The 12,161-nt window shown below is 59.4% G+C and carries 10 protein-coding genes, 1 tRNA gene and 2 other RNA genes; 5 read left to right on the top strand and 8 right to left on the bottom strand.

Translation table 11 applies throughout. From position 1 onward, the window contains the following. The first annotated feature begins 13 nt into the window (after nucleotides 1–13). Entirely contained in the window at nucleotides 14–1,207 is a 1,194-nt protein-coding gene (locus GUC32_RS16785) for a 3-hydroxybenzoate 6-monooxygenase (RefSeq protein WP_167324463.1), read from the top strand. 112 nt (nucleotides 1,208–1,319) lie between these two features. Here the strand turns inward: GUC32_RS16785 and GUC32_RS16780 are convergent. From GUC32_RS16780 to GUC32_RS16760, 5 genes are all read right to left on the bottom strand, one after another. Next, nucleotides 1,320–1,448, bottom strand: a non-coding RNA gene (locus tag GUC32_RS16780) — RtT sRNA. A 35-nt stretch (nucleotides 1,449–1,483) separates the two neighbouring features. After that, nucleotides 1,484–1,612: non-coding RNA, RtT sRNA (locus GUC32_RS16775), on the bottom strand. 35 nt (nucleotides 1,613–1,647) lie between these two features. Next, nucleotides 1,648–1,724 (bottom strand) — tRNA-Pro (locus GUC32_RS16770). Between the two features lie 78 nt (nucleotides 1,725–1,802). Beyond that, on the bottom strand, nucleotides 1,803–3,584 hold the full coding sequence (gene yejM / locus GUC32_RS16765) for an LPS biosynthesis-modulating metalloenzyme YejM (RefSeq protein ID WP_025303564.1): 1,782 nt from the start codon (nucleotides 3,582–3,584) through the stop codon (nucleotides 1,803–1,805). A 9-nt stretch (nucleotides 3,585–3,593) separates the two neighbouring features. Next, entirely contained in the window at nucleotides 3,594–3,821 is a 228-nt protein-coding gene (locus GUC32_RS16760; protein WP_004935782.1) for a YejL family protein, read from the bottom strand. A gap of 210 nt (nucleotides 3,822–4,031) precedes the next feature. Between GUC32_RS16760 and yejK the strand changes: the two genes are divergently transcribed. After that, nucleotides 4,032–5,039, top strand: coding sequence for a nucleoid-associated protein YejK (yejK, locus tag GUC32_RS16755; protein WP_025303563.1), 1,008 nt, complete (start codon nucleotides 4,032–4,034; stop codon nucleotides 5,037–5,039). Nucleotides 5,040–5,127: 88 nt separating this feature from the next. Here yejK and rplY read toward each other — a convergent pair whose 3' ends face one another. Together rplY and GUC32_RS16745 are read right to left on the bottom strand one after the other, a co-directional pair. Beyond that, nucleotides 5,128–5,412: a 50S ribosomal protein L25 gene (gene rplY, locus GUC32_RS16750; RefSeq protein WP_019453645.1), complete on the bottom strand. Its 285-nt coding sequence runs from the start codon at nucleotides 5,410–5,412 to the stop codon at nucleotides 5,128–5,130. A gap of 162 nt (nucleotides 5,413–5,574) precedes the next feature. Continuing rightward, on the bottom strand, nucleotides 5,575–7,332 hold the full coding sequence (locus GUC32_RS16745; protein WP_043136446.1) for a DEAD/DEAH box helicase: 1,758 nt from the start codon (nucleotides 7,330–7,332) through the stop codon (nucleotides 5,575–5,577). 318 nt (nucleotides 7,333–7,650) lie between these two features. Between GUC32_RS16745 and rsuA the strand changes: the two genes are divergently transcribed. The 3 genes from rsuA to GUC32_RS16730 all read left to right on the top strand — a co-directional run bounded on the left by rsuA (nucleotide 7,651) and on the right by GUC32_RS16730 (nucleotide 10,541). After that, nucleotides 7,651–8,364 (top strand): 16S rRNA pseudouridine(516) synthase RsuA, encoded by a 714-nt coding sequence (gene rsuA, locus GUC32_RS16740; RefSeq protein WP_025303560.1) that lies wholly within the window; start codon nucleotides 7,651–7,653, stop codon nucleotides 8,362–8,364. Nucleotides 8,365–8,405: 41 nt separating this feature from the next. Continuing rightward, nucleotides 8,406–9,602: a Bcr/CflA family multidrug efflux MFS transporter gene (locus tag GUC32_RS16735; protein ID WP_025303559.1), complete on the top strand. Its 1,197-nt coding sequence runs from the start codon at nucleotides 8,406–8,408 to the stop codon at nucleotides 9,600–9,602. Between the two features lie 594 nt (nucleotides 9,603–10,196). Next, nucleotides 10,197–10,541 (top strand): YejG family protein, encoded by a 345-nt coding sequence (locus GUC32_RS16730; RefSeq protein ID WP_004935763.1) that lies wholly within the window; start codon nucleotides 10,197–10,199, stop codon nucleotides 10,539–10,541. Nucleotides 10,542–10,549: 8 nt separating this feature from the next. Here the strand turns inward: GUC32_RS16730 and yejF are convergent, their stop codons facing one another. Then, nucleotides 10,550–12,160, bottom strand: coding sequence for a microcin C ABC transporter ATP-binding protein YejF (gene yejF / locus GUC32_RS16725; protein ID WP_167324462.1), 1,611 nt, complete (start codon nucleotides 12,158–12,160; stop codon nucleotides 10,550–10,552). Between the last annotated feature and the right edge of the window lies 1 nt (nucleotide 12,161).

Here is a 12,161-nt window from a genome sequence, read left to right as displayed (position 1 = left end):
AAGGAGGAAAACAATGGCTAAAGTGATGCGCGCAATTATCGTCGGGGGAGGCATTGGCGGCGCAGCGACTGCGCTCTCGCTGGCTCGCCAGGGCATTAAAGTGATGTTGTTGGAAAAGGCGCACGAGATTGGTGAGATTGGGGCGGGTATTCAGCTCGGCCCCAACGCCTTTTCCGCGCTGGATAGCCTGGGTGTGGGCGGCGTAGCGCGTCAGCGCGCCGTCTTTACCGATCACATTACCCTGATGGATGCGGTCAATGCCCAGGAGGTGGTGCATATTGAGACCGGGCAAGCATTTCGCGATCACTTTGGCGGTCCCTATGCGGTTATCCATCGGGCGGATATCCACGCCTCTGTTTGGGAAGCGGTATTGACCCATCCGGATGTGGAATACCGTACCTCAACGCAGGTGGCGGGTATCAGCCAAACGGTGGACGATGTGACGGTATTTGATGAGCAGGGTAATCGCTGGACGGCGGATATTCTTATCGGCTGCGATGGCGTGAGGTCGGTGGTGCGGCAGTACCTGCTGGGCGATGCGCCGCGGGTGACCGGACATGTGGTTTACCGCGCCGTGATTAATTGCGATGAGATGCCGGAGGATTTACGCATTAACGCGCCGGTACTGTGGGCGGGGCCGCACTGCCATCTGGTGCATTACCCGCTGCGCGGCGGGAAGCAGTATAACCTGGTGGTGACGTTCCATAGCCGTCAGCAGGAGGAATGGGGTGTGAAGGAGGGCAGTAAAGAGGAGGTACTTTCCTATTTTTCCGGTATTCACCCGCGTCCGCGCCAGATGCTGGATAAGCCGACCTCATGGCGCCGCTGGTCAACCGCCGATCGTGAACCGGTGGAGAAATGGGGCAACGACCGTATCACGCTGGTGGGAGACGCAGCGCACCCGGTGGCACAGTATATGGCACAGGGAGCCTGCATGGCGCTGGAGGATTCGGTAACGCTGGGTAAAGCGCTGGAAGAGCATGGAGGGGATGCGGCAAAAGCGCTTGCCCTGTACGAGTCGGTACGTATTCCACGCACGGCGCGCATCGTCTGGTCAACCCGTGAGATGGGCCGTGTTTATCACGCCGCAGGCGTTGAGCGCCAGGTGCGTAATCTGTTATGGAAAGGCAAATCTCAGGCGGAATTTTATCGCGGAATGGAATGGCTGTACGGCTGGAAAGAAGAAAACTGCCTGCAGCCGCGCTGAGAGAGAGGCCCTGCCCAGGCCTCCGCTAGCGCATGGGCCAAATCGGTGCGGCCTAATCCTCTCAATATGCAGACGAAAAAAAACCTGCTGTAACAGCAGGTTTTCTTAAATTTGGTCGGCATGAGAGGATTATGCGCATCTTCGATGCTTGCCCTGCGGGCCGTTGTTAAAGCAACGTGGTCTCACTACGTTCGGCTCAAACCTCCTTCGGAGATTCTCATCCTCTCGACGTGCAGACGAAAAAAAACCTGCTGTAACAGCAGGTTTTCTTGAGTTTGGTCGGCATGAGAGGATTATGCGCATCTTCGATGCTTGCCCTGCGGGCCGTTGCTAAAGCAACGTGGTCTCACTACGTTCGGCTCAAACCTCCTTCGGAGATTCTCATCCTCTCGACGTGCAGACGAAAAAAAACCTGCTGTAACAGCAGGTTTTCTTGAGTTTGGTCGGCATGAGAGGATTCGAACCTCCGACCCCCGACACCCCATGACGGTGCGCTACCAGGCTGCGCTACATGCCGACGCTATGAAAAATCATACTACCGATTCCCGATGTTAATGCAAGCGCCTCGCCACTTGATTGCTTTAGTTTTAAGCAGTTAGTTGGCGATAAAGCGTTTTACATCGGTCAGCACCTGCAGCAGCAGAGCAAGCTGCGGTTTCTCGTCTTTTATTTCTTCGCCGTTCTGATCGTAGACGCGATAGTTGCCGCTGTTGTCCAGCATCAGCGTCTGCGTCGGCGTAGTGATCACCAGCTGATTGCCATCGCCGGTGGCGATCCAGTCGTTGCGGCGCTGGGCGGTGAACAGATCTTCGCCCTGCGAATAGTCTTTCGGCGCGGTTTTCACGTGCAGCAACCGTTGCATCAAGGTGCGCATCACGTCGTTATGGCCGGTCAGCTTGCTGATGGTCTGCGCCGGGGTGCCCGGCCAGTGGATCACCAACGGCACCTGCAGTTGCGCCTGGTTGAAGGCAGTGCCGGCGCCCCATTGGCCTTTGCCGCTGTCGTTGAATTCGACGCCGTGTTCGGCGGTGATCACCACCACGGTTTTGTCCAGCAGACCGCGCTGTTTCAGGGTATCCAGCACCTGGGCTATCTGGGCATCCACGTCTTGCGCGCCGGTGCGATAGCGTTGGATAAAATCGGCCGGCGCCGGGGTTTTGTCGCCTTCGGCCGGCTCGGCGCCGCTGAAGTTGATATAGGAGAACCACGGCTCTTTGCCGCCCTGATCCGTCAGCCAGCGCTGCCATTGCTGCGTGGTTTGCGCGTCGCTTTGCGGCGCCGGCGTCGGCAGCGAGAAGTCGGTCAACAGGGCCTGGCGGTACAGGCTGGCGTTGAAACCGTCGGAAGAGAACAGCCCCAGTTGGTAGCCCTGATCGCCGAGCGCGTTGAGCAGCGCCGACGGCTTGCGGCCGGCGAGCACGCTGTCCAGATAGGTCGGAGAAATGCCGTAGAACAGGCCGAACAGCCCGGTGTCGGCATGATTACCCGAGCTGTAGTGATCGCTGAAGCGCACGTTTTCCTGGGCGAAGCGCGTCAGCGCCGGCATGTCCTGCGCCACGTCTTTGGCGCGAATGCCGTCCACCACGATCATCAGCAGGTTATAGCCGCTGCCTTTATCGCCGTAGCTGAGATCGCTGAGCGGATACTCCACCGCCACCGCTTCCGGGTTGCCCTGTTGCATCAGGCGGCGCTCATACTCTTGCTGGTCGAGCAGGCCGTGTTTTTCGAGGAACTTGCGCGCGGTCATCGGGTACGAGAGCGGCAGATTGGCTCGCTGCATGGTGATCGGGCGATAGAAGTTGGCGTCAGCCCAAATGTAAATCAGGTGCGACGCGAAAAAGGCGCTGATAAACAGCGCCGCCAGCGGTTTGCCGAAGCGGCGGCGGTTCAGGCTGCGCAGCTTCTGCCAGCTCCAAGTGCCGAACAACATCTCCACCAGGAAGATCACCGGCACGCAGATAAACATCAGCTGCCAGTCGCGCGACAGCTCACTCTGGTCCGGGTTGACCACCAGATCCCACACCACCGGATTGAGGTGCAGGTGGAAATGGGAGAACACTTCACTGTCGACCAGTAACAGCGTGAGCCCGATGGTGGCCAGCGCGGCGGAAATAAATCGCAGCAGCCGCTGCGACATCACCACGAAGGTGAGCGGGAAAATCACCAGCAAATAGCCGGCGAACACGATAAAGCTGAAATGCCCCAGCAGGCTGACAAAGGCATAGACCCGGCCCAGCAGGGATGCGGGCCAGTCGGTAACAAACAGGTAGCGGCTGCCCAGCCCAAGGGCGAGCAGGATGTTGAATAAGGCGAACCAGTGCCCCCAGCTGATCATCTGGGAGACTTTTTCACGATAACGCTGACGGTTTGTCACCATAAGTCAATATTAATGTGCTTTGTCTTCACGGACAGAAGCCTGCAGGGCTTCCGCGAACGATCTTGCCAGGGTTTTCCGCTGCGCGGGGGCAACGCTGGTGTTGATCAAATTAGTGACCATGTTGCCCAGCACCATCAGGGAAAGATCGGTGGGGGTATGGTGTTTTTCCAGAACATTGACCAGCTCTGAGAGCAGTTGTTCAACGTGTTCGTCACTGTAACGGGATGATTGTGGCATAAAATTGCGCTTAGTAATCTGCAAAGTGCCCTATCTTACCGTATAGGGCAGTGATTTTCCGCTCTTTTATCACTTCCTGTCATTTGGGGAAGGGGGCGCCCGTGGCGGGGCTGCTCCTCGCAGCGCCTTTCCGGTTTGCCGCGGTTTTTAGTATTGCAGGTCGGGGCCTTCAGTGTTTGAATACGCGCCTAAAGAACAGGAGGATTTACCATGAGTCTGGATATCGACCAGATCGCTTTGCATCAGTTGGTGAAACGCGACGAGCAAACGCTGGACGTGGTGCTGCGCGATTCCTTGCTTCCTACCAACGCGGCGGTGGAAGAAATGATGACGGAACTGCATCGCGTCTACAGCGCCAAGAGCAAGGCCTTAGGCCTGTTCAACGAAGGTAGCGAGCTGGCGGAAGCGCTGCGCACCTGCCGCAAGGACGATAAGGACTTTCTGGCCTTCAGCCGCGCGGCGACCGGCCGCCTGCGCGACGAACTGGCGAAGTATCCGTTTGCCGAAGGCGGCGTGGTGCTGTTCGGCCAATACCGTTATCTGGCGGTGGAGTACCTGCTGATCGCGGTGCTGAACAGCCGTAACAGCATGCGCGTCAACGAAGAGCTGGATATCAACACCACGCACTATCTGGACATCAACAACGCCGATATCGTCGCGCGCATCGATCTGACCGAATGGGAAACCAACCCGGAATCGACCCGCTATCTGACCTTCCTGCGCGGGCGCGTAGGCCGTAAGGTCGCCGACTTCTTCATGGATTTCCTGGCGGCGTCCGAAGGGTTGGACACCAAGGCGCAAAACCGCGGGCTGCTGCAGGCGGTAGACGACTACTGCGCCGATGCGCAGCTGGACAAGAACGAGCGCCAGTCGGTGCGCCAGCAGGTGTACAGCTACTGCAACGAACAGCTGCAGGCCGGCGAAGAGATTGAACTGCAGGCCTTGTCGCAGGAGCTGTCGCCGCTCGGCGAGAAAGACTTCATGCAGTTCTCCAGCGAGCAAGGGTATGAGCTGGAAGAGAGCTTCCCGGCGGATCGCGGCACGCTGCGCCAACTGACCAAATTTGCCGGCAGCGGCGGCGGCATCAGCCTGAACTTCGACGCCATGCTGCTGGGCGAACGCATTTTCTGGGATGCGGCCACTGACACGCTGACCATCAGAGGCACGCCGCCGAACCTGCGCGATCAGCTGCAGCGCCGGACCGGCAGCGGCAAGTAAGTAAGCGTGCCGAATCGCAGACAATAAAAAACGCCGCAATTGCGGCGTTCTTTATTTCGGCGTCCCGAAAGGTTCGAAAACGTAGCGATTAAACGCGAACGAAGTCGATGTGAGCCAGTTTTGGCTTGAACGGGTGACGCTGTACAGCCTGAACCTTAACTTTGGTTTCTTTACCGTCGATAACCAGAGTTACTGCTTCGCTGTAGAATTCTGGTTTAGCTTCCATGTTCTTAACAGAATCATGGTCCAATTCGATGGAAACTGCAGCTTCTTTGCCACCGTAAACGATAGCTGGGAATTTGTTTGCTGCACGCAGGCGGCGGCTCGCACCTTTACCCTGGTCTTTACGTACTTCTACATTGATAGTGAACATTGTTTTTTCTCTTAAAAGAAAATTTACCCTGCTACAGGCGACCCAAGTAGCAAGTTCGGAAACCCGCTTTAACGCTGGGCAGGCCCAGGTAAAGCGCGCGGCATTTTAACGGAAAGCCGCCCGCAGGGCAACGAAAACCTGCCCAGGTTGGGGACAGTTCGCTCAGGCCAACTGATTGGCGCGGCGGAAACGGCCTTGATAATCGAACACTTTCTCACGCACCTGCCAAAACTGCCCGCGCTTGCGCGCCACCACGAAATCCGGATGGCGCAGCGCCTGCTGTTGCGCCAGCACGTCGGCGGCGGTGTGCCAGGCGAACGGCACGCCCGGCGCGCGCTGATGCGGGCGCAGGAACAGCATCTCGAACGCTTTGCGCTGCGCCGGCGTCTGCAGGCGGAAGCGCTCGCTGGTGCTGGTGCCGTCCTCGTCGTAATAGGTGGCCTTCAGCCATTCGCCCTTGTCGTCGCGGCCGCTCTGCAGTTCCATGCCGCCGCAGCGCAGCACCAGCGCGTCTTTCAGCTTCAGCGCCGCCTTCAGCATGTCATCGGGATCGACCAACACTTCCTGACATTGATGGCAGCGGCGTGCGGCGATATCGTTCTCCGCGCCGCAGTGCGGGCAACTCTTGAACCGGAAGCGGTAATCGCACTGCTCGCGGTGGCCGTCGTCGTCTTCCAGCCAGCCCTGGCAGCGGCGGCCGTAGTGCTCGATGATATCGCCGTTCTCGGTGCACTTGCCCCAGAACAGGTTGGCGAAGCCGCAGGCCGGGCAGAATACCTGCACCGGCTGGCTGTCGCCGTGCGGCTTGCTGACGCCGACCTCCGGCGTGAACAGATCGTGCGGGTTGCCGGCGTAGTCGAGGATCAGGCAATCCTTTTTGTTGGGCGCCAAACGCAGCCCGCGCCCGACGATCTGCTGGTACAGGCTGACGGACTCGGTGGGGCGCAGGATCGCGATCAGATCGACGTGCGGCGCGTCGAAACCGGTGGTCAATACCGCGACGTTGACCAGATAGCGCAGCCGCTGCTGTTTGAACGCGTCGATCAGCGCATCGCGCTCGGCGGGCGGCGTTTCGGCGCTGACCAGCGCGGCTTCGCCGTTCGGCAACAGGCCGTGGATCTCGCGGGCGTGTTCGACGGTGGCGGCGAAGATCATCACGCCTTTGCGATCCTCTGCGTACTCCACGATCTGGCTGATGATGTGCGGCGTGACGCGGTTTTGCCGCTTCAGCTCGCGGTTCAGATCCGCTTCGCTGAACAGGCCGTTGCTCCTGGCCTCCAGCCGGCTGAAGTCATATTGCACGATCGGCATATCCAGCCGCTCAGGCGGCACCAGGAAGCCGTTCTTAATCATGTAGCGCAGCGGCAGCTCGTAGATGCAGTCGCGAAACAGACTGGCGCCGTCGCCGCGGGTGAAGCCATGGTAGTGATACTGGTAAATCCAGCCCTTGCCCAGTCGGTAAGGCGTGGCGGTCAGCCCCAGCAGCCGCAGCTGCGGGTTGGTTTTCTGTAAATGCTGGATGATTTGCTGGTACTGGCTGTCGTCGTCGTCGCTGATGCGGTGGCATTCATCGACGATCAGCAGCGAAAAGGCGCCGTCGAACAGCGGCAGGTTGCGCGCGACGGACTGTACGCTGCCGAACACCACCTTGCCGGCGCTCTCTTTCTGCTGCAGGCCGGCGGCGAAGATATCCGCTTCCAGGCCGTAGGCGCAGTATTTGGCGTGGTTTTGCGCCACCAGTTCCTTGACGTGCGCCAGCACCAGCACCCGCCCGCGGGCGCGCTTCGCCAGCTCGGCGATCACCAGGCTTTTGCCGGCACCGGTCGGCAGCACGATCAGCGCCGGTTCGGGGTGCCGCCGGAAATGGTTGATGGTGGCTTCGACCGCTTCCAGTTGGTAGGGGCGTAGGGTAAAGGCCATAAATGAACGCCGTAGGTTGGAATGGGCCGCCGGGAACCGGTTTTATCACCTCTGTTCCCACAGAAACCGTGACATTTTACGTGCCGGGCGGCCGAAAAATTTCTATTATTATGCCTTCTGCGCGCGCGCGGTGCGAGAAGCGTGAAAATTACCCCTGTCGGGCAACGCGTTGTACCGCTATACTCGTGTGACAGCAATCGCTGTTCCCCCACGCGATTTCCCCCCTGAACCTGCCATTTGCACCCGGTGCAACGGCGGGCGTCATATTTTGGCAATACGATCAATGCGATCATAACAACGACAGGCAAAGCAGATCCCATGCGATTGGACAAGTTTTTATCTCAGCAGTTAGGCATTAGCCGTGCGCTGGTTGCGCGCGAACTTCGGGCTAAACGCGTCACCGTGGACGGTGAGGTGGTGAAGAGCGGGGCTGTCAAACTGACCCCGGAGCAAGAAGTGGCGTTCGACGGCAATCCGCTGCAGCAGCAGAACGGCCCGCGCTATTTCATGCTCAACAAACCGCAGGGTTACGTCTGTTCCACCGACGATCCCGATCATCCGACGGTGCTGTACTTCCTCGATGAGCCGGTCGCGTACAAGCTGCACGCCGCCGGACGGTTGGATATCGACACCACCGGGCTGGTGCTGATGACCGATGACGGCCAGTGGTCGCACCGCGTCACGTCGCCACGCCACCACTGTGAGAAAACCTATTTGGTGACGCTGGAGCACCCGCTGGCGGAAGACACCGCGCAGCGTTTCGCCGAAGGGGTGCAACTGCACAACGAGAAAGATCTGACGCGGCCGGCGACGCTGGAGCAGGTCGACGAGCACGTGGTGCGCCTGACCCTCAGCGAAGGGCGCTACCACCAGGTGAAGCGGATGTTCGCTGCCGTCGGCAATCGGGTGATCGAGTTGCACCGCGAGCGCATCGGCGCCATCGTGCTGGATGACGATCTGGCGCCGGGTGAATACCGCCCACTGACCGAAGAAGAGATCGCCAGCGTGGGCGCGCCGCACCTGCAGGACTGATAACCGATCATCGATTGCGGCCGATTAAGGAGTCGTGGAACGTGCAACAGAACCGAACCTCTCATCTCGGTTTGATTTTCATTCTGGGCCTGTTGTCCATGTTGATGCCGTTGGCCATCGACATGTACCTGCCCAGTATGCCGGTGATCGCCGCCCAGTTTGGCGTCGAGTCCGGCAGCGTGCAGATGACGCTCAGTGCCTATATGCTCGGCTTTGCCTTCGGGCAGCTGTTCTATGGACCGATGTCGGACAGCATCGGCCGCAAGCCGGTGATCCTGTGGGGTACGCTGATCTTCGCCATCGCCGGCTGCGCCTGCGCCATGGCGCAATCGATCGATCAGCTGATCGGGCTGCGTTTCCTGCACGGTTTGGCCGCCGCCGCCGCCAGCGTAGTGATCAACGCCTTGATGCGCGACATGTTCACCAAGGACGAGTTCTCGCGCATGATGTCGTTCGTCATTCTGGTGATGACCATCGCGCCGCTGCTGGCGCCGATGATCGGCGGGGCGCTGCTGCTGTGGTTCAGTTGGCACGCCATCTTCTGGACCATGGGCGCCGCGGCGTTGATCGGTTCACTGCTGGTGGCCCTGTTCATCAAGGAGACGCTGCCGAAAGAACGGCGACAGCGGTTCCACCTGCGCACCACGCTGGGCAATTTCGGTTCGCTGTTCCGCCACAAACGGGTGCTGAGCTACATGCTGGCCAGCGCCTTCTCGTTCGCCGGCATGTTCTCGTTCCTCAGCGCCGGGCCGTTCGTCTACATCGAACTGAACCACGTTTCGCCGCAACACTTCGGCTACTATTTTGCGCTGAACATCGTGTTCCTGTTCCTGACGACGCTGATCAACAGCCGCAACGTGCGGCGGTTCGGCGCGGTCAAGATGTTCAAGCTGGGGCTGCTGGTACAGCTGGCGATGGGGCTGTGGCTGCTGGCGGTGAGCGCTGTCGGTCTGGGTTTCTGGGCGCTGGTGATCGGCGTTGCGGTCTATCTGGGGTGCATCGCGATGATCTCCTCCAACGCCATGGCGGTGATCCTGGATGATTTCCCGCATATGGCGGGCACGGCTTCTTCCCTGGCCGGTACGTTGCGCTTCAGCATCGGTGCGCTGGTGGGAGCGGTGCTGTCGATGGCGCCGGGCAAAAGCGCCTGGCCCATGGTCACCTCGATGGCGCTGTGCAGCATCGTGGCGGTGCTGTTCTATGTTTACGCCAGCCGGCCGCGCGATCGCGCAGCCTGACGTTCTCCCGATTCGGGGCGTTTTGCCCCGCATCGCCTTAGGGTTGCGCCTTGCCATTTCAGGGTGCAACTGGCAATGAAAAATTTGTTGCTAAATATACGCAAGCTAATTAATTGGCCGTTTTCCCCTCTGTGTGCTTTTTGTTAAAAAATTCCGCCATCGTGCCGCCCAATATTCCCCGGGAGGCGCGGCGCTCTGTCGGCTGAACAGCGTGAGCGGTTTGTATTAGGATTGATATAAATCAAGCTATTAGAAGAGACAGTTGCGCTAACGTGGTGGGCTAAATGTTTCTTCATTGTAAAAATATGGCGACGGAAAAGTAGTCGCATTGCAAGAAAAAAGAGTTGAGATCGCTGCGGGAAAGGGTTACATATAACGCAAAAATGCGAGCTGAGTCGCAAAATGCCGTGAAATAACACCGCACGGCGCGCCAAAAAATGGCACGGCATCGGCAAGCACGGGGTCAGGTTAATGGCTAGCGGCAAAATTTACATTTAAATAACATTTGTGCGCGGCAGAGTCGGGAGTCAGCGGCTATAACTTAGTAACCCTGTCAGGTAAAAGTGTTTCACCTTTTCAATCTAGGGATTTCATGTGGAGAGTATCCAACTTTCGGTAGTGCATCGCTTGCCGCAAAGTTATCGTTGGCTATCCGGTTTCACCGGCGTGAAGGTCGAACCGATTCCGTTTAACGGAATAGACGAAGATAACAACCTGATTGGTCTGAAGTTACTCAGCCATGAAGGGGCCGAGGCCTGGCAGGTCATGCAACAGCTCAATCTGTCGCTGCAGGAGATTCAGGTCGACTGCGCGATTGTTGAATGGGAAGGGGAACCTTGCCTGTTCGTGCAGCGCAGCGACGAGAGCGCCACCATGTGCCGCCTGAAAAACGTCGGCGCCGCGATCGCCGAACCGCTCAGCGCGCAATACCCTTTCTAAATTCGCCGCTAGTCCGCCAACTGCAGCAGTTGACGGGTATAGTCGGCGGCGGGCGCCGCGAAAATCGCCCGGCAGTCTCCCTGTTCAACCACTTCTCCCTGTCGCAACACGATGACCTGGTGGCATAGCGAACGCACCACCTGCAGGTCATGGCTGATGAACAGATAAGCCAGCCGGTGGCGTTGCTGCAGCGATTTCAGCAGCGTCAGGATCTGCGCCTGCACCGATTTATCCAGCGAAGAGGTCGGCTCGTCGAGGATCAGCAACTGTGGCTGCAGGATCAGTGCACGCGCGATGGCGATACGCTGGCGCTGGCCACCGGAAAACTCGGTGGGATAGCGGTGGCGCAGCTGCGGGTCCAGCCCGACCTCCTGCAACACCGCGATCACGCGCTGTTCCCGTTGCTCGGCGGTAAGCCGCTGGTGCACTTCCAGCCCTTCGGCGATGATCTGCTGTACGTTCAGGCGCGGGTTCAGGGCGGAATAGGGATCCTGGAAGACGATTTGCATTCGGCTGCGGTAGGGCAGCATCTGCTTCATCGTGAGCGGGTGCAGCGGTTCGCCGTCGAACCAGATGGCGCCCTGAGAGGCCAGCAGGCGCAGCAGCGCCAGCCCGGTGGTGCTTTTGCCCGAGCCGGATTCTCCCACCAGCCCCACGCTTTCCCCGGCGCGCAGCTCGAAACTCAATGACTTCAACGCATAGTGATAATCCACCGTGCGGCGCAGCAGGCCGCGGCGAATGGGGAAGCGCACCTGCAGATTTTCCACCTTGAGCAGCGGCCGCTCGTCGCCGGGGCGCCTGTTGGCTGCGGCAGGCAGCGGCAGCGGTTCACCGACGTCCTCGGCGGCCAGCAGCTGCTGCGTGTAAGGATGTTGCGGCCGGCTGAACAGCTGCGTGCGGGCGTTTTGCTCTACGCAGCGCCCCTGACGCATTACCGCCACGTTATCCGCCAGGCGGCGCACGATATTCAGATTATGGGTGATAAACAGCAACCCCATGCCCATCTCCTGCTTCAGTTCTTGCAGCAGCGTCAGGATCTGCGCCTGGATAGTAACGTCGAGCGCGGTGGTGGGTTCGTCGGCGATCAGCAGTTTTGGGCGGGTCAACACCGCCATGGCGATCATCACCCGCTGGCGTTCGCCGCCGGACAGCTGATGCGGGTAATCCTGCAGCCGGCTCTTGGCCTGACGGATGCCGACGCGTTCCAGGCACTCGACGATCTCTGCGCGCGCGGCTTCGCGCCGCAGGCCGCGGTGCAGCATCAACACTTCCGCCAGCTGTTTTTCGATGGTGTGCAGTGGGTTAAGCGACACCATCGGCTCCTGAAAGATCATCGCGATCTGATTGCCGCGCACCTTGCGCAGCGCCGCTTCCGGCGCATGCAGCAACGAGTCGCCGTTGAACAGGATATCGCCGGCAGGGTAAACCACCGGCGGCGCGGGCAGCAGGCGCAGTATCGACAGGGCGGTGACGCTTTTGCCGGAGCCGGACTCCCCTACCAGCGCCAGCGTTTCCGCCGGCGCGATTTGCAGCGAGAGTTCGTTGACCACCGGCGTGACGGTGTCGCCCTGGCGGAAGGCGATGCTGAGATCTTGAATTGCGAGCAAAGGAGTGGCCATA

Origin of the sequence: Serratia sp. NGAS9 (genome assembly GCF_009905295.1) — a bacterium.
Lineage (GTDB): Bacteria > Pseudomonadota > Gammaproteobacteria > Enterobacterales > Enterobacteriaceae > Serratia > Serratia bockelmannii.
Note: the sequence above shows the minus strand (reverse complement) of the source record. Positions and strands in the feature narration are given on the sequence as shown.

Excerpts from the sequence above, each read along its gene's own strand:
- GUC32_RS16785 (WP_167324463.1), top strand. The coding sequence starts at position 14 with ATGGCTAAAGTGATGCGCGCAATTATCGTCGGGGGAGGCATTGGCGGC.
- GUC32_RS16760 (WP_004935782.1), bottom strand. The coding sequence starts at position 3,821 with ATGCCACAATCATCCCGTTACAGTGACGAACACGTTGAACAACTGCTC.
- rplY (WP_019453645.1), bottom strand. The coding sequence starts at position 5,412 with ATGTTCACTATCAATGTAGAAGTACGTAAAGACCAGGGTAAAGGTGCG.
- yejF (WP_167324462.1), bottom strand. The coding sequence starts at position 12,160 with ATGGCCACTCCTTTGCTCGCAATTCAAGATCTCAGCATCGCCTTCCGC.
- GUC32_RS16745 (WP_043136446.1), bottom strand. The coding sequence starts at position 7,332 with ATGGCCTTTACCCTACGCCCCTACCAACTGGAAGCGGTCGAAGCCACC.
- yejM (WP_025303564.1), bottom strand. The coding sequence starts at position 3,584 with ATGGTGACAAACCGTCAGCGTTATCGTGAAAAAGTCTCCCAGATGATC.
- yejK (WP_025303563.1), top strand. The coding sequence starts at position 4,032 with ATGAGTCTGGATATCGACCAGATCGCTTTGCATCAGTTGGTGAAACGC.
- rsuA (WP_025303560.1), top strand. The coding sequence starts at position 7,651 with ATGCGATTGGACAAGTTTTTATCTCAGCAGTTAGGCATTAGCCGTGCG.